The sequence below is a fragment of the Enterococcus sp. DIV1767 genome (assembly GCF_050542585.1).
GTDB classification, from domain to species: domain Bacteria; phylum Bacillota; class Bacilli; order Lactobacillales; family Enterococcaceae; genus Enterococcus_D; species Enterococcus_D innesii.
In genome coordinates this window covers 1,854,801-1,871,718 of record NZ_CP172936.1, presented here as the reverse complement: position 1 = coordinate 1,871,718, position 16,918 = coordinate 1,854,801, and the positions used below count along the sequence as shown (strand labels likewise).

Sequence of the window (16,918 nt, the reverse complement as noted above, 5' to 3'; positions counted from 1 at the left end):
GCGGCATCTTTTGAGCTAACGTCTTTTTTTATGCCGGTGTTCCAATGATACGCCCGGCATGATATAATAGAGTTGTTTCAGAAAGGAGTTTTACCTATGACTGAAGTGGATCATTTAGAATTGGTTATTATTACTGGGATGAGCGGAGCCGGCAAAACGGTCGCTATCCAGAGTTTTGAAGATATGGGGTACTTTTGTATCGACAATATGCCCCCAAGCTTGATTCCTAAATTTTGGGAACTGATCAAAGAATCAGGGAAAGTGACAAAAATTGCCTTAGTTGTCGATTTGCGCTCTAGATCGTTTTTTGAAGAAATCCAGAGTATGCTGATCGATATTGAAAATACGAATTTTATCGACACCCGGATGCTCTTTTTAGATGCATCGGACAATGAACTGGTATCAAGATACAAAGAAACGAGAAGAGCTCATCCTTTAGCGATGGATGGCTTAATTACGGAAGGGATCCGCAAAGAGCGTACGATCTTGGATGATTTGAAGACTCGTGCCAGTATCGTTATCGACACAACGACGTTAACTCCACGGCAACTGAGAGAAAAAATCAATCAAGAGTTTCGGGCTTCCCATGAGACGGGTTTTCGTGTTGAGATCGTATCTTTTGGGTTTAAGTACGGTTTGCCGATCGATGCTGATATCGTTATGGATGTGCGTTTCTTACCAAATCCTCATTACATTCCTGAGTTGCGTCCTTTAACTGGTAAAGATGAGCCGGTTTATGACTACGTTATGTCTTTTCCGGAAACGGAAGAATTCTATCAGCAATTTACTACGCTGTTGCAAACCATTTTGCCAGGGTATGTCAAGGAAGGAAAAAGCAGCTTGACGGTTGCCATTGGTTGTACCGGTGGGCAACACCGATCGGTTGCTTTATCGGAGCGAATCGGGGCAACTTTGTCTGAAGACTATCGTGTAAATATTACCCATCGTGACAAAGATAAGCGTAAAGAGACGGTGAATCGCTCATGAAAATGAAAACATACCGGATCAGAAAGCCGAAGATCGTTGTGGTGGGTGGCGGAACTGGGTTACCAGTCATTTTAAAAAGTTTACGAAACCAAGGTGTTGACATCACAGCGATCGTTACGGTCGCTGATGATGGTGGCAGCAGCGGCGAAATCCGCAATTTGGTCTCATCGATTTCACCTCCGGGGGATCTGCGCAATGTTTTGGCGGCTCTATCTGATATGCCGCAACTGTATAACGATATTTTTCAATATCGTTTTAAAGCAGAAGACAAATTTTTAGCCAATCATGCCCTTGGGAACTTGATTATTGCGGCGATTGCCGAAATGCGCAACAGCACCTACGAAGCCATTCAGATTTTATCGAAAATCATGCATATCGACGGACGGGTTTTTCCTTCCTCTGATCTGCCGTTAGTCTTACATGCAGTGTTTAAAGACGGCACTGAAGCGGTAGGCGAGTCCAAGATCGCGGTCGATCGCAAAACAATCGATCGAGTCTTTGTTCGTAATCAAGAAAATAATGATGAGCCGAAAGCAGCTCGTAAAGTTGTTTCTTCAATTATGGAGGCAGATATGATCGTCTTGGGTCCTGGTAGTCTCTTTACTAGTATTTTGCCCAATCTCATGATCAGCGAGATTGGCCAAGCAATGTTGGAAACCCAAGCGGAAACCGTTTATATTTGTAATATTATGACCCAAAAAGGTGAAACCGAACACTTTAGTGATGCCGACCATGTGCGGGTCCTGCATAAGCATTTAGGCAAACCCTTTATTGATACGGTGTTAGTTAATACCGAGAAAGTTCCAGAAGGGTATATGGACCCAGAGATTTATGATGAATATCTTGTACAAGTGAAACACGATTTCCAAGGATTGCGAGAAGAAGCCAGCCGTGTCATTTCAGCTGACTTTCTGGAGCTTAGAGATGGCGGAGTTTTTCATGACGGAGATAAAGTGATTGAAGAACTTCTACGTATCGTTTACGGGGCCAAAATCTAAGAAAGGAGGGATTTTTTTATGTCCTTTGCAGCAGAAGTGAAAAAAGAATTGACTGCATTAGAAGTTCATCGCGAACATGCCAAGGCAGAATTGGCAGCTTTGATTCGGATGAATGGGTCATTAAGTATCAACAACCAGCAATTTGTTTTAAACGTTCAAACAGAAAACGCGGCGATTGCCAGACGCATCTATTCTTTACTAAAAGATCATTACGACGTGCGCAGCGAATTGCTGGTCCGTCGCAAAATGAAATTAAAAAAGAATAACGTCTACATCGTTCGTTTGAAGCAAGAGACAAAGCGCGTGCTTTTGGACTTAGATATCATGGACGGGCTGATGTTTCAAAGCCATGTTTCTGATGAGATCATGGGCAATACTCAAAAAATGCGTTCCTATTTACGAGGAGCTTTTATGGCATCTGGATCGATCAATAATCCAGAAACCAGCCGCTATCACTTAGAGATCTATTCCATCTATGAGGAGCATAACCAAGATATTTGCGATATGCTAAACGCATATGGATTGAATGCCCGTGCATTAGAGCGTAGAAACGGGTATATCTCTTACTTGAAAGGCGCTGAGAAAATCGCTGATTTTTTGACCCTGATCGGTGCCACCAATTCCATGTTGAAATTTGAGGACGTGCGGATCGTGCGTGATATGCGTAACTCAGTCAACCGCTTGGTGAATTGTGAAACCGCCAATATGAACAAAACGATCGACGCTGCTTCGAAGCAGATCGACAATATTGAATTTATTCAAGATCGAGTTGGCTTGCAAGCTTTACCTGAAAAGCTGCAAGAAATCGCCGAATTACGACTGGAACATCCCGAGGTCAGCTTGAAAGAACTAGGAGAAATGATTCCATCAGGAGCGATCTCGAAATCAGGGATCAATCATCGTATTCGCAAAATCAATGAATTTGCGGATCATTTGCGTGAACAAGTGAGTTAATCTAAGTAGTGAATGAAATCAAAAAAGCAGGAGCTTGCATTTGACATGGATTTTAGTGTCAAATCAGCTCCTGTTTTTTTGTTAGAGGTTATTCATTGATCAATGCAGTTAATTCTTCAGCAGAGATCGATTCATCAAAAATGTGCCCACCTAAGATAATCGTTGGCACAAATTGAATGTTGGCGTTTTTCGCTTCTTCCACAATTTCTCCGGCGATCGCAGGATGGTTTTGTTCAGCTAGCCCTAAGGTATTTTTCGCATATTCTGCCACTTCAGGTAAAGACAAATGACCCCATTCGTCTTGTGTTTGATAAATTTTTGTGATCTCAGCGATCGTTGCTTGTGGGTCTGTACTAGAAACAAAGCGGTGCATCACATTGCCTCGTTGCAAGGATTCTTTTTCTTTGTCAAATAATTTGATGACACGGCGTAGTTTCCCAGCTGCGACAGCTTCACTTAAGATCGGTAACGATTCCTCAAACCATTGCCGACAATAAGGACAGCGCAAATTCATAAATTCTACGATTGGTTTTGCAGACGGGTCTCCGATATGTATCCCTGTTACCGCATTTGTTTCTTGTGCTTTGATAATTGAAATATCCATTTAAATTCCTCCTTTTTCTCTTAGTTTACCGAAGTTTCTATTGAAAGAAAAGCCACAGGTCTTTTCATCAAACTCTGTGAAATGAGAGTAAAAAAGAGCGAGAATCTATGTATTTCGTTTCACGAAATTAACAGAATTATACTGGGAATGCTTTTATATTCCTTAATTTTCAGCTATAATGAATTGTGTTTTATTGTGCAAAATGATGATTAAAGGAAGTTATATAGATGAGAAAAAGAAAAACAATGGATGGCAATACGGCAGCTGCCTATATTTCCTATGCCTTTACGGAACTTGCGGCGATCTATCCGATAACCCCTAGTTCAACCATGGCCGAATTAGTGGATCAGTGGTCTGCTCAAGGAAAGCATAATCTTTTTGGGCAGCCGGTGAAGGTTGTTGAGATGCAATCCGAAGCAGGGGCTGCTGGAGTGGTTCACGGCTCTTTAAAAACAGGTGCCTTAACGACAACCTATACGGCGTCACAGGGACTTTTACTGATGGTGCCGAATATGTATAAGATTGCTGGTGAAATGCTGCCAGGCGTCTTTCATGTCGCCAGCCGAGCAGTGACGACCAACGCCTTGAATATTTTCGGAGATCATACCGACGTAATGGCCACCCGACAAACAGGCTTTGCTATGTTAGCGGAAAGCAGTGTTCAAGAAGTAATGGATTTAGCGCCAGTCGCTCATTTAGCAGCTATCGAAGCCAATATACCTTTTTTAAATTTTTTTGATGGTTTCCGAACCAGTCATGAGATTCAAAAAATCGAGGTTTTGGACTATGAAGAACTCGCACAACTGGTTAATCATGAAAAATTGGCTGCTTTTCGTCAAAAAGCCATGAATCCGAATCACCCAACAACGAGTGGAACGAATCAAAACCCTGATATCCATTTTCAACAGCGGGAAACGATCAATCAGCATTATCAAACATTGCCTGAGATCGTTCGTTTTTACATGAAAAAAATCAATGCTTTAAGAGGAACCAACTATGATTTAGTGGATTATTATGGTGCTTCAGATGCCGAAGAAGTGATCGTTTCGATGGGCTCCTCGACGCAAACGATCCAGCAAACGGTGGATCATCTGTGCGCTTCAGGCCGCAAGGTTGGGGTCTTGTCGATCCATTTGTATCGACCATTCCCATTAGAAGTCTTCTTAGAAAAACTGCCTGCTACCGTTAAAAGTATCGCTGTATTGGATCGCAGCAAAGAACCTGGCGCCAATGGCGAGTCTTTGCTTTTAGATGTGCAAAGTGCCATGTATGATGCAGCGATGCGGCCGACGATCATTGGTGGACGCTATGGTCTGGGGTCAAAAGATGTGACACCTGATCAAATCGTTGCTGTCTATGACGAATTGCTCAAGCCAAAAGCCAGTCAAAAGAAACGCTTCACTATTGGGATCACGGATGATGTGACGCAATTGTCGTTGCCATCAAAGGGAACGCTAGATCTAACTGATCCATCCACATTCCAAGCGAAATTCTGGGGATTCGGCTCTGACGGGACCGTCGGGGCGAATAAGTCAGCAATCAAAATCATCGGTGACCATACCGAAAAATATGTGCAAGGCTATTTCCACTATGATTCGAAAAAATCTGGCGGTCTAACGGTTTCCCATCTGCGATTTGGGGATACCCCCATTCGTTCCACCTATCTGATCGAACACGCGGATTTCGTTGCATGTCATACGCCTGCGTATTTGCATACGTATGATTTGCTGAAAGGACTCAAAAAAGGCGGAACCTTTTTATTAAATACGACCTGGTCACAAGAGCAAATCTTTAAAAATCTACCGAAGAAGATGAAACTTTATCTTGCTGAAAACGAGATCCGTTTTTATACCATCAACGCCATGCAGTTGGCAATGGAAGTTGGTTTAGGTGGACGGATCAATACCGCGATGGAAACAGCCTTCTTTTACTTGGCAAACATCATTCCGACCGAGGAAATCTTGCCGATTTTAAAAGAAGAGGCGCTGAAAAGTTATCGGCACAAATCGATGGCGATCGTTGAAAAAAACCAAGCAGCCATTGATCGCACCATCGAATTATTACAAGAAATCCCTGTTCCAAGCAAGTGGGCAACGATCGAAGTGCCGGAAAGGACATCCACTGCGACAACACAATTTGTGCGAGAAATCGTGGAACCCATCAACCGTCAAGAAGGCAATCAACTAAGCGTGGGTACCCTCGTAAGGAATCAAATGACTGAAGGGGTGATTCCTGTCGGGACAACAGCGGTTGAGAAGCGGGGCATCGCTGTTGAAGTGCCCGAGTGGTTATCAGATCGCTGTACCATGTGCAATGAGTGTGCCTTTGTTTGTCCTCATGCGGCGATCCGTCCGTTTTTGGCAGATGAAGATGAATTAGCCGAAGCGCCGGAAGGCTTTATCGTCAGAGAGATGCGAGGCGCGAATGGGCAAAAATATCGAATTCAAGTTTCCGTTGAAGATTGTACAGGTTGCGGTCTTTGTGTGGAAGCCTGCCCCGCCAAAGGGAAAGCTTTGACGATGCGTCCTTACGAAGAACAAAAGGAACAAGCTTTAAATTGGGCTTTTGCGATGACTTTACGTCAAAAAGAAAATCCAGCAAAACCTGGGACGGTCCTAGGCTCCCAATTCAATAAACCTTTATTGGAGTTCTCTGGTGCTTGTGCGGGCTGTGGGGAAACCCCTTATGTCAAATTATTGACCCAAATGTTTGGGGATCGCATGATGATCGCCAATGCGACCGGCTGTTCTTCGATTTGGGGTGGAACCTCACCAGTATCCCCTTATACAACCAATCACTTAGGACAAGGTCCAGCTTGGTCAAACTCGTTATTTGAAGACAATGCCGAATATGGCTATGGCATGTTCTTAGCCAATCAAACGAGACGGGAGAAATTAGCAGCCCAGTTGCAGTCATTGAAAGCCGCTGTATCAGAAGAATTGCAGGCTTTGATTGAGGATTGGGACTTTCATCGAGAAGAAAGTGATGGGACCCAGCAGCGAGCAGCGAAACTGATCGCCGCCTTAGAAGCGGAAGTCTCCGATACTCCGCAGCTGGCTCCAATCTTGAAGGAGAAAGATTTATTCGTTAAGCCAAGCCAATGGATGATTGGCGGGGATGGCTGGGCGTACGATATCGGATTTGGTGGTATTGATCATGTCCTCGCTTCTGGTGCAGATGTCAACATTCTCGTGTTAGATAATGAAGTCTATTCTAATACAGGGGGACAAGTCTCTAAAGCAACACCGACTTCGGCAATTGCTAAATTCGCTGCGAGTGGCAAGTTTGTTTCCAAAAAAGACTTGGGAATGATGGCGATGACCTATGGCCACGTTTATGTCGCACAAATCGCATCTGGTGCCAATCAAATGCAAACAATCAAAGCCTTTGAAGAAGCCGAGCGATTCCCTGGGCCGTCAATCATTATTGCCTATACACCATGTATCACTCATGGTCTTGCTGGTGGAATGCGTCAATCCTTGAAGGAAGCACAAGAAGCAGTTGCATCGGGGTATTGGAGTCTCTACCGCTATAATCCGCTTCTGGCAGAAAAAGGGAAACAGCCAATGACCCTTGATTTCAAAAAGCCGGCATTTGACCAAATGCCCGCCTTTATGCAGACCCAAGTTCGTTTTGCATCTTTACACAGTGCCAACCCCAATGCGGCGCAAGCATTGTTTGAAAAAACCGTTTCAGATGCCAAAACTCGTTTCTATAACTATGCTCGTTTAGCAGGTCAAGAAGAAAAAATACGAGCAAAACTTGAAAAAACAGACGTTACGGACGAAAATAGCCCATTGGAAAGTGGTCACCCGGAACAAACATCGGCTGTAAAATCGACTCGTGTGCGTAGAGAAAGACAGACCCTAAGCGAAGAACAGTTAGCTGAAAGGGCTGCGCGGCGAGCGGCACGCGCGAAGCGCCGTCAGCAAGAGTAAGCTAAGTGGTCTTAATCGCTCTTTGAGGAATCAATCGATTGCGGAGAAACGACCCTGAAAAACGGTTTGTGCTGTTTTTTCAGGGTCGTTTGTTTTTTTTCTATGAAATGGGTGCCGATGACTCCTTAGATGAAATCTTCGAAGACCTTTGACAAACAATGATTTCAGGATAATGGTAAACTAAATAAAAGAGCTGTTTTTTTTTTCAAAACTTTTTCATAAATTTGTTTTTTTTCAAATCTTTGAAGAAGTCCTATGTTATACTATTATCTGAAGTCTTAAGAATAAAGGAAGGCTGTTTATGTTGATAAATTTCAGGGATTTTTTTAATTTAGATTATTGGAGAGAATTGCTCTCATTTGATATATTTTCTTGGTCATTTTTAGTAAATGTTTTAGACGTGATCGTTGTTTGGTACTTGGTTTATAAGCTGATCCAGCTTGTGCGAGGAACAAAAGCGATCCAGTTGTTCAAAGGTGTCGGCCTGTTCATTGTTCTAAGGTTTTTGGCAGGTATTGTAGGATTAAAGACGCTATCTTGGTTGATGGATCAAGTCATCACTTATGGTGTGATTGCTGCAATTGTTATTTTCCAACCAGAAATTCGACGAGGGTTAGAGCATCTCGGACGCAGCTCTTTCTTCAAGACTTCTAAGAATGAAAAACGACGGGATGAAGTTTTGGTCCAAGCGTTAGACAAAGCTGTTCAATATATGGCTAAACGAAAGATCGGTGCGTTGATCACGATCGAGCGGACGACGGGATTAGAAGAATACATCGAAACCGGGATTCCTTTAGATGCGGATGTGACGGGTGAATTGCTGATCAATATTTTTATTCCCAATACACCGCTTCATGATGGCGCAGTCATTTTAAGAGATGATAAGATCGCTGTTGCTAGTGCCTACTTGCCATTGTCGGAAAGTCCGCTGATTCCGAAAGAATTCGGGACACGCCATAGAGCGGCTGTCGGGATTTCAGAAGTCAGTGACGCATTGACCATTATCGTCTCAGAAGAAACCGGTGATGTTAGTATTACGCTAAATAATCGCATGTTGACCGAACTTTCTCGCCAAGAGTATCTTGACGTGTTGAATCGCGAATTAGTGCCGGAAGAAAAACCTGGTAAACGCAACTTGCTGCAATCTTTCTTTGAAGGGGTCAACAAAGGAGGAAGAAAATGATCAAGAAAGAACGTCGTCAAAACGTATTTTATGGTATACTAGCGCTGTTCTTTAGTCTGGTTCTGTTTTTCATTGCCAGCGGATCAAGTCTGCAAGTCAATCTTGCGGGAACATCAAATCCTTATGAGGAAGAGATCGATAATGTACCGATTCAGACCACCTACGATACGGATGAATACTTCATCCAAGGATTTGAAACAACAGTGGATGTGACCTTATCTAGTCGAAATCGTGTACAATTGAATGCAGAACGTAGTGAGGAAACACGGAGCTTTCGAGTCGTAGCTGATTTGACTGGTCTCGATGAAGGAACGCACGAGGTCCCTTTAGAAGTAAAAAATCTTAGTTCAAGTGTCACAGCTGAAATCGAACCAAAAACAGTCACTGTGACGATCGAGAAAAAAGTCACCCAAACCTTTACCGTTGAACCCGTCATCTCCACCGACGGAGCAACCAGCGGCTACGGCGTCGATTCAATGAGTGTCGATCCGCAGAAAGTAGAAATCACGACCGGCGATCAAACGTTAGCGGAAATCGACCGAGTGGTAGCAATCGTCAATCCCGATGACATCACAGGTGATTCAATCACTGTCAGTGGAACGATCGAAGCATGGGATAGTGACAACAATCCACTAGCGATCATCGCTGACCCTGATTCGGTAGATGTTGCCTTGATGATGGAAGCACCAAGTAAAGAAATTGAGTTGTTTGTTACGCAACAAGGGACAACACCAGAAGGGGTCTCCCATTATATCTACCGCATGAGCAGTATTAGTGCCGTTTTGACAGGACCACAAAGTATCTTGGATGAAACACAGCAGATTGGTGTGCCGGTGGACGTTAGTGAGATCACGACAACGACGGAACGGACAGTAACCATTCCAGTGCCTGATGGGACGACGATTAATCCGACGGTCGTGACGATCCAAATCACACCAGTTGCACAAACTACTACGGAGAATCAATCAAACAATGATAGCAATGAAGCAGAGAATAGTGAGAATTCTCAAGATAATTCTTCGGCAGTCGACACGACAAACGAGCAAACAGAGAATTCCGCAAGCAGCACAACGACAAGTAGTCCTTAGTCGTTTGACTGTAGAGAATGAATAAGAGAGGTTATTAAAATGGGAAAATATTTTGGTACAGATGGTGTTAGAGGAGAAGCGAATAAGGAGTTGACACCTGAATTAGCATTTAAATTGGGTCGTTATGGCGGCTATGTACTAAGTCAGCACGAAACCGGCGACCGTCGTCCTCGCGTATTGGTTGGGCGGGACACACGGATTTCTGGACAGATGTTAGAAAGCGCATTGATTGCTGGTCTATTATCCGTTGGGATCGAAGTATTCCAGCTAGGCGTTATTTCCACACCGGGAGTGGCTTACTTGACGAAAGTACAAAAAGCAAGCGCAGGTGTAATGATTTCTGCTTCTCACAATCCCGCACAAGACAATGGGATCAAGTTCTTCGGAAATGATGGCTTTAAATTAGTTGATGAACAAGAAGCTGAAATTGAAGCATTGCTTGATGCGCCTGAAGACACACTTCCGCGACCTTCTGCCGATGGCTTAGGAACGGTGGATGAGTTCCCAGAAGGGTTATTGAAATACTCTCAATTTCTACGTCAAACGATTCCTGACGATTTGGAAGGGATCACGGTTTGCGTTGATGCAGCAAATGGCGCAACAGCTACCAGTGTCAATCGACTGTTTGCCGATCTAGAAACAGAATTCTTCACGATGGGTACTTCCCCAGACGGATTGAACATCAATGATGGTGTTGGTTCAACGCACCCCGAAGCATTAGCTGAGTTCGTCGTTGAAAAAGGTGCAGATGCTGGTCTTGCATTTGATGGAGATGGTGATCGGGTCATTGCAGTTGATGAATTAGGGAACATTGTTGATGGCGATAAAATTATGTATATCTGTGCAAAATATTTAGCAGAACAAAAACGCTTGAACCAAGGAACGATCGTTACGACGGTCATGAGTAACTTAGGCTTCCATAAAGCAGTCGAAGCCATTGGTTTGAAAGATGTGATCACACAAGTTGGTGATCGCTATGTCGTAGAAGAAATGCGTAAAAATGATTATAATTTCGGTGGCGAGCAATCTGGACATATGATTTTCTTAGATTTTAATACGACCGGAGACGGCTTGCTTTCGGGGATCCAACTATTGAATATCATGAAACAGACAGGAAAGAAATTGTCTGAATTAGCAGGAGAAGTAACGATCTATCCACAAAAACTGGTCAACATTCGGGTGACTGATAAGAATGGTGCGATGGATGTTCCTGCAATCCGTAAAATCGTAGAAGAGACAGAAGCAGAAATGAACGGTGAAGGCCGCATCTTAGTTCGTCCTTCCGGAACAGAACCATTGCTTCGGGTGATGGCGGAAGCGCCAACGATTGAAAAAGTTGACTATTATGTAGAAAAAATCGCAGCGGTCGTTCGAGAAGAAATCGGTGCGGAATAATTAAACGAAAAAAAGACGATCAGAGGAAGGCTTTGATCGTCTTTTTTTCAGTTGCTAGTCAGAAAAAAGTGAAAAAGGATCGTCCTAATTATCACCGGAATGAAGGGTGCTCATTTAAGGTAAGTCGCGGTTTCAACAAGTGGAGCTAGTTTTTTAAAAGTCTTTTTGTATTTATTGGGCAAGATTCAAGGGAAAAAGACCAGCTAAGTAAGATCGAGAGATCCACTTAGCCGGTCTTTTTATTTTGTAGAGTCTAATCAATTTGCTTTTAATCTTTTAAAAAACTTATTCGACCGTAACGGATTTTGCTAAGTTTCTTGGTTTATCAACATCGAATCCACGTTGTAAAGTAGCAAAGTATGCTAGCAGTTGCGTTGGAACGACTGCCACTAAGCTGGTTACCAATGGGTGGACGTTTGGCAAGATGATTTGATCGGTCGCTTTTGCTAATTCTTGGCTAACGATCACAAGGGTATGAGCCCCACGAGATTCAACTTCTTTTAAATTGCCTCGCGTATGAGAGCCGGTCACTTCTTCCGTGATCACACCGATCACTGGTGTACCTTCTTCGATCAACGCGATGGTGCCGTGTTTTAATTCACCAGCCGCAAAACCTTCCGCTTGGATATAAGAAATTTCTTTTAATTTCAATGCCGCTTCCATCGATACATAGTAATCATTCCCACGACCAATATAAAAGGCGTTGCGGGTATCAGATAAGAAATCTTCAGCAAATTGACCAATAACAGCTTTTTCATCTACTAGAGCTTCCATTGCAGAAGCAACGATGCTTAGTTCATGGAAGACATCAAAGTCCAATGCTTCAGGGACGGCTTTTTCATCACCAATGGCTTTTGCTAATAACGTCATCACTGCGATCTGCGCAGTATACGCCTTTGTAGAGGCAACAGCGATTTCTGGACCAGCATGAAGCAACAAGGTATGGTTCGCTTCTCGAGAAAGAGTAGAACCAGCAACGTTGGTAATCGTCAGACTAGGAAGACCTAACTGGTTGATCGTCACTAATACTTGACGGCTATCTGCCGTTTCACCACTTTGTGATAAGAACAAGAAGAAGGGTTTTGCTGACAACAATGGCATGTTGTAACCAAACTCACTAGATAAGTGAACCTCAACAGGGATCTGTGTTAGTTTTTCTAAAATGGATTTTGCTGCCCAACCAGCATGATTACTGGTACCACAAGCAATGATGTAGATCCGATCGCTCGCTAAAAGTTCATTTTTTAACGCTGCATCGATCACCACTTCGCCGGATTCACCTTGATATTCTTGGATCAAGCGGCGCATGACGGTTGGTTGATCATCAATTTCTTTTAACATGTAGTAAGGGTACGTTCCTTTTTCGATGTCAGTCAGATCTAGTTGTGCTTCATAAGATTCACGGTACACAAGGTTTCCTTTTGGATCTTCGATTTCGATCGCATCGGCGGTTACGGTCACCATTTCGCCATCTTCGATCTCAACAAAATGAGTCGTTTGATCAAGCATTGCTAAGGCATCACTACAGATGACATTAAATCCATCTCCCAAACCGATCAATAAAGGACTTTTGTTTTTGGCAACATAAATGGTTTCTGGATCATTTTTTTCGACTAAAGCAAAGGCATAAGAGCCGCGAATCAAGGACAAAGCTTTTTTGAAGGCTGCTTTGGTCGTGCTGTTGTCTTGCTCTTTCAACACTTCAATCAAATGAACAACGATTTCGGTATCTGTTTGACCTTCAAACTGGTGGTTGCTTAAATATTCTTGATGAAGCTCTTCAAAGTTTTCGATCACACCGTTATGAACCAAAACGAGTGCTTGGTTTGCTGAAGTGTGAGGATGAGCATTCATTTCTGATGGTTTGCCATGGGTCGCCCAACGGGTATGTCCGATACCGATCGTTCCTGTTACTTCAGAAGTCACTTTTTCTTCCAAGTTTTTGATTCTTCCTTGGGCTTTCACTAAATGATCTGAAGTGCGATCAGCGACATAAAGACCTGCTGAGTCATAGCCACGATATTCCAAGCGTTCCAATCCGTTCAAAATAATCCGTTCTGCATTTGATTTTCCTACGATTCCTACAATTCCACACATAATGATAATCCTACTTTCAAAAAATTTAGTTTGACATTATGTATTTCTATCTGCGTAGCAAGTCTTTGTCATCATCTTGCGATGAGATTTGTTCTTGCCTGTAGAGTGCAGTCCCTAGAGTCATCCGCCGAATGTTTCGATAAACTCTTTCCTCGTCATCTGTTTCCAGATCAGGCGCTATCCTTATTGGTCTATCTATCCTCCTTGTGAGATATTTTATAGAAATACAAGCAATATCATAATATCTATTCCTGTTTCTGTCAACTGAAAGTTATATAAAAATAATTGGTATAGTTATTGGCAAGGCTGATTTGAACCTGTCTAAAGGGAATCAAAACAGCTGACATAGCTTTGTCGAATAAGATTCCCAAGAAATTTCCTCATAAAGCTATGCTTTTTTTTTTAAGTTCGATACAATAAAAAAGTAAGAAAGTGAGGGAATGAAATGCCAGAATTTGTAAATTGTATGACTTTTTCAGAGCTAAAGAAAATGGTAGCTTCGATAGAAACAGATCCTAATGTCACAGATGAAACAAAGGTCATGTTGGATACGGGCTGGGACAGCTTGCAAGAAATTTTGCCCGGGTCAGTCACCGTTGAAACCGCGCAAACATTCGAAGTCCAGGATGAACTAACAAAGGAATTTTTTGGTGGCTATGTGTTAGCTGAAAAAAGTGGAAAATTTGATGCGGTTGGAGACGAAGAAGCAGTGATCGTCATTAAAAATCTATACTAATTATGGGAAAGGTGAAAAGTTAGGTGGGAAAATGAATAAAAGAAGATGGATCGCAGCGGCGATCGCAGCAGGGTTATTTATCTGCTCGGGGGTTTTTTCAGCAATCACAAATCGTCCAGAGCAAGAGGAAACTCAGACGCTGCAAGGGTTAAATGCTTTGTTCTATGGAAGTAATGCGATCGAAGAGACAACATTAGTTGCCGGAGATCAAGACAATCGCATCGTTCGCTTATCTTTAGAAGGAACGATCGCCAGCAGCTCCAGCGGCGGTTTATTTACAACGGAATCTTATGATCATCAGCGGTTTTTAGAAGAACTACGGATGATCCAAGAAGATCCAACTATTGGGGGCATCTTGATGGAAGTCAATACCCCTGGAGGCGGCGTCTATGAAAGTGCCGAGATCGCTCGTGAGTTAGCAAAAATCAAAGAGTTAGGGATTCCGATGTATGTCAGTATGAAAAATATGGCAGCCAGTGGCGGTTATTATATCTCGGCAGGTGCTGATAAAATTTTTGCAACGGATGAAACGATTACCGGTTCAATCGGAGTGATCATGTCAGGGCTCAACTATGCCGGCTTATTCGAAAAGCTAGGGATCGAAGACAATACGTATAAAAGTGGTGCACTAAAAGATGTAGGTTCAGCAACGAGAGAACCAACAGAAGCCGACAAAGAAGTCTTGCAAACCTATGTCGACAATGCCTATGGTCGGTTCGTTAAAATCGTAGCAGAAGGACGTGGCATGACAGAAGAAGCTGTCAGAAAAATCGCTGATGGCCGCATCTATGATGGTCAGCAAGCAGTGTCTGTTGGCTTAGTAGATGAAATCGGCTTTCCTGAAGATACATTAGCAGCAATGCAAGCAGATCTAGGCTTGGAAGATGCCGAGATTTTCAGCTATGACGTTTCATCTACTGGATTTGCTTCTACTTGGTTAGGTTCAAGTTTAGCCGAACTGCAAGGATTAAAAGAATCAAACACAGAGCGAGTGATCCAATTGATGGAAAGCCTTGGAACCAGCGATGCTCCTAAACCTCTTTATTACTATGGAGGTGAATAACTATGACAGAGAAAAACAAGTATTCCGCTGGCGCATCGTCAACGGATGACAATCACACAAGTACGTCAATCGATCAAAGGGAACAGCGGGAAACCTCCATACCGTCAACCGGTCAAACGGATGCGCCAACTGAAGCACAGGTTTCAGAAACAACCGAACCAGTAAACGCCAGCAAAGCGATGAGAAACGGACAAGTAAACCATCCCGATGATTTTTATCAACAAGTCTTGAGGTCTTTTCAAGAAGAAGAGTATACCCAAAGCGAGATCGAAGAAAGACAAAAAGCGTGGCAACATTTTGAAGAACCTGAAAAACAGACCGAAGACAAACGGTTCTTTAATGACTTTCCTAGTTACTTTTTTGCCGGTTTTTGGATCCGTCTGTCTGCTTTTTTAGTGGATCTTCTAGTGATTCGGGCAATCACGCAAATAACGATCGGCAGTATCTATAATCTAGCGAATCTAACGGCAACTAACCAGCGGTTTGGCCTTTACAACATCTGTGCCTTAGGGATCTATCTCGGCTATTTTGTTCTGATGACGAAGCTGAATCATGGTCAAACAATTGGGAAAATGCTTTTTGGCATCCGCGTTATTTCTTTCGTCGAAGAAGAACTCAGCTGGCAAACGGTCTTGATCCGCGAACTTTGCGGGCGCTATGTGCTGCAATTCAATGTTTTCTTTTATCTCGGTTACCTGCCAATCATTTTTAATAAAAATAAGCAGCAGGCTGCGGATTATTTTGCTGAGACGAGTGTGGTGACCATCAATCTGATCAAAGCCTTTAATAAACAGGTAGATGCCAATCATGCAATGGTTGGTGCACAGAACTAACCAGCAGATCAAGCAAGTAGTAAAGGAGGGATCGTGAATGGGCGAGACGATTGATTTTCCAGGACCAAATGAACGGCTTCGTCTGGCGGCAGAAAAAGCCTACCAGTCAAAAGAGTTTTTGCAAGCTTTTCGCCTGTACAATGAACTCTATCAAAAAAATGCCAGTTTTGAGATCAATCAATGGCTGGTTGAATGTCTGCAGCAGCTGAATGATTTTGCCAAAGCGTTAGATCTGGCGGAAGACTATTTAGATGACTATTTAAAAGAAACCGATGGGTATTTACAAATTGGTCATCTGTTGATCTTGGATGGACAGTATTTAAAAGCTCGGCGCTGGCTTACATTAGGTAAAAAAACAAAAATTGCAAGCCGCTATCAGGAACAGCTAGCAAGTGAATTAGCTAAAGTAGAAGAAGTGCAGCAAATTTTAGGATTGGAAGATTTTCATGGGAAGCGCAAGCATTTACGTGCATTAGATGAAGCCAATCAACCGGTGAGTGCAACAGAATGGCACGTTTTTACCCAAGCCATTACTAAACCACAATTTGTCACGCTGATGCATGAAACGCTGGCTTCCATCAAAAATCCGTATTTACTGCCTAAATTAGTGGATGAGCTGGTGCGTTTAGAAGTAGACGAACCATTTGAACTGATCGATTACCTTGGGAATATGCAGCAGATCATTCCGAAAAAGGTGAAACTTTTGCAAGAGGATGACGCTGTTAAGGCGATCAAGAAAGAGATTGACGAAACGATCGCCCAAGAAGATCCGATTTTAGCAGAAAGTGTCTCAGCAGAAATCAATGATCATTTAGCTATCAGCTACCCATTTTTACCAGCAAAAGAAGAGGCAAAAGCGTGGGTGGCAAGCTACGTTGCAGATTATCGCGGGTTATTTGAAGAAAAAGAACAGCCGAAAGCAGCGAATGAAATAGAAGAGCGCAAACGACACTTGCGCAATATCCTACGATTGAGCATTCGCTGAAAGAAAAATTCGCAACTTTCATGGTAAAATGTTTACAATTAAACAACGTTAGTGTAC

The 16,918-nt window shown here is 43.0% G+C and carries 13 protein-coding genes; 11 read left to right on the top strand and 2 right to left on the bottom strand.

What is annotated here, in order from left to right; translation table 11 throughout:
- Positions 1-96 precede the first annotated feature (96 nt).
- The 3 genes from rapZ to whiA are packed head-to-tail and all read left to right on the top strand — an operon-like array spanning position 97 to position 2,939.
- Entirely contained in the window at positions 97-987 is an 891-nt protein-coding gene (gene rapZ / locus IGI78_RS09010) for an RNase adapter RapZ (RefSeq protein ID WP_081118606.1), read from the top strand.
- Positions 984-1,985, top strand: coding sequence for a gluconeogenesis factor YvcK family protein (locus IGI78_RS09005; RefSeq protein ID WP_077454412.1), 1,002 nt, complete (start codon positions 984-986; stop codon positions 1,983-1,985). Before rapZ ends, IGI78_RS09005 begins: the two co-directional genes overlap by 4 nt.
- Before the next feature lie 18 nt (positions 1,986-2,003).
- Positions 2,004-2,939, top strand: coding sequence for a DNA-binding protein WhiA (gene whiA / locus IGI78_RS09000; protein WP_005235679.1), 936 nt, complete (start codon positions 2,004-2,006; stop codon positions 2,937-2,939).
- Positions 2,940-3,027: 88 nt separating this feature from the next.
- Here whiA and IGI78_RS08995 read toward each other — a convergent pair whose 3' ends face one another.
- A complete protein-coding gene (locus IGI78_RS08995; RefSeq protein WP_077454411.1) occupies positions 3,028-3,543 on the bottom strand; it encodes a DsbA family protein in 516 nt (171 codons plus the stop codon).
- 227 nt (positions 3,544-3,770) lie between these two features.
- Between IGI78_RS08995 and nifJ the strand changes: the two genes are divergently transcribed.
- The 4 genes from nifJ (at position 3,771) to glmM (ending at position 11,147) form a co-directional block, all read left to right on the top strand.
- Positions 3,771-7,481, top strand: a complete 3,711-nt coding sequence (gene nifJ, locus IGI78_RS08990; protein WP_081118605.1) for a pyruvate:ferredoxin (flavodoxin) oxidoreductase — start codon at positions 3,771-3,773, stop codon at positions 7,479-7,481.
- A 301-nt stretch (positions 7,482-7,782) separates the two neighbouring features.
- Entirely contained in the window at positions 7,783-8,664 is an 882-nt protein-coding gene (cdaA, locus tag IGI78_RS08985; RefSeq protein ID WP_005235688.1) for a diadenylate cyclase CdaA, read from the top strand.
- On the top strand, positions 8,661-9,752 hold the full coding sequence (locus tag IGI78_RS08980; RefSeq protein WP_077454555.1) for a CdaR family protein: 1,092 nt from the start codon (positions 8,661-8,663) through the stop codon (positions 9,750-9,752). The genes cdaA and IGI78_RS08980 overlap by 4 nt, the downstream gene beginning before the upstream one ends.
- Before the next feature lie 39 nt (positions 9,753-9,791).
- On the top strand, positions 9,792-11,147 hold the full coding sequence (glmM, locus tag IGI78_RS08975) for a phosphoglucosamine mutase (protein WP_077454554.1): 1,356 nt from the start codon (positions 9,792-9,794) through the stop codon (positions 11,145-11,147).
- 285 nt (positions 11,148-11,432) lie between these two features.
- On the opposite strand, the gene glmS is transcribed toward glmM, so the two are convergent.
- On the bottom strand, positions 11,433-13,244 hold the full coding sequence (gene glmS / locus IGI78_RS08970; protein ID WP_430617964.1) for a glutamine--fructose-6-phosphate transaminase (isomerizing): 1,812 nt from the start codon (positions 13,242-13,244) through the stop codon (positions 11,433-11,435).
- A 445-nt stretch (positions 13,245-13,689) separates the two neighbouring features.
- On the opposite strand from glmS, the gene IGI78_RS08965 reads away from it, so the two are divergent.
- The 4 genes from IGI78_RS08965 to IGI78_RS08950 are packed head-to-tail and all read left to right on the top strand — an operon-like array spanning position 13,690 to position 16,861.
- Positions 13,690-13,980 (top strand): hypothetical protein, encoded by a 291-nt coding sequence (locus IGI78_RS08965; RefSeq protein WP_086292299.1) that lies wholly within the window; start codon positions 13,690-13,692, stop codon positions 13,978-13,980.
- 31 nt (positions 13,981-14,011) lie between these two features.
- Positions 14,012-15,043 carry a signal peptide peptidase SppA gene (sppA, locus tag IGI78_RS08960; protein ID WP_081118601.1) on the top strand — a complete coding sequence of 344 codons (1,032 nt, stop codon included), beginning with the start codon at positions 14,012-14,014 and terminating at the stop codon, positions 15,041-15,043.
- A gap of 2 nt (positions 15,044-15,045) precedes the next feature.
- Positions 15,046-15,876: an RDD family protein gene (locus IGI78_RS08955; protein WP_081118600.1), complete on the top strand. Its 831-nt coding sequence runs from the start codon at positions 15,046-15,048 to the stop codon at positions 15,874-15,876.
- Between the two features lie 37 nt (positions 15,877-15,913).
- Positions 15,914-16,861 (top strand): hypothetical protein, encoded by a 948-nt coding sequence (locus IGI78_RS08950; protein ID WP_081118599.1) that lies wholly within the window; start codon positions 15,914-15,916, stop codon positions 16,859-16,861.
- Positions 16,862-16,918: the final 57 nt, after the last annotated feature.

Coding starts and splice junctions, on each gene's coding strand:
- rapZ (WP_081118606.1), top strand. CDS start 97: ATGACTGAAGTGGATCATTTAGAATTGGTTATTATTACTGGGATGAGC.
- IGI78_RS09005 (WP_077454412.1), top strand. CDS start 984: ATGAAAATGAAAACATACCGGATCAGAAAGCCGAAGATCGTTGTGGTG.
- whiA (WP_005235679.1), top strand. CDS start 2,004: ATGTCCTTTGCAGCAGAAGTGAAAAAAGAATTGACTGCATTAGAAGTT.
- IGI78_RS08995 (WP_077454411.1), bottom strand. CDS start 3,543: ATGGATATTTCAATTATCAAAGCACAAGAAACAAATGCGGTAACAGGG.
- nifJ (WP_081118605.1), top strand. CDS start 3,771: ATGAGAAAAAGAAAAACAATGGATGGCAATACGGCAGCTGCCTATATT.
- cdaA (WP_005235688.1), top strand. CDS start 7,783: ATGTTGATAAATTTCAGGGATTTTTTTAATTTAGATTATTGGAGAGAA.
- IGI78_RS08980 (WP_077454555.1), top strand. CDS start 8,661: ATGATCAAGAAAGAACGTCGTCAAAACGTATTTTATGGTATACTAGCG.
- glmM (WP_077454554.1), top strand. CDS start 9,792: ATGGGAAAATATTTTGGTACAGATGGTGTTAGAGGAGAAGCGAATAAG.
- glmS (WP_430617964.1), bottom strand. CDS start 13,244: ATGTGTGGAATTGTAGGAATCGTAGGAAAATCAAATGCAGAACGGATT.
- IGI78_RS08965 (WP_086292299.1), top strand. CDS start 13,690: ATGCCAGAATTTGTAAATTGTATGACTTTTTCAGAGCTAAAGAAAATG.
- sppA (WP_081118601.1), top strand. CDS start 14,012: ATGAATAAAAGAAGATGGATCGCAGCGGCGATCGCAGCAGGGTTATTT.
- IGI78_RS08955 (WP_081118600.1), top strand. CDS start 15,046: ATGACAGAGAAAAACAAGTATTCCGCTGGCGCATCGTCAACGGATGAC.
- IGI78_RS08950 (WP_081118599.1), top strand. CDS start 15,914: ATGGGCGAGACGATTGATTTTCCAGGACCAAATGAACGGCTTCGTCTG.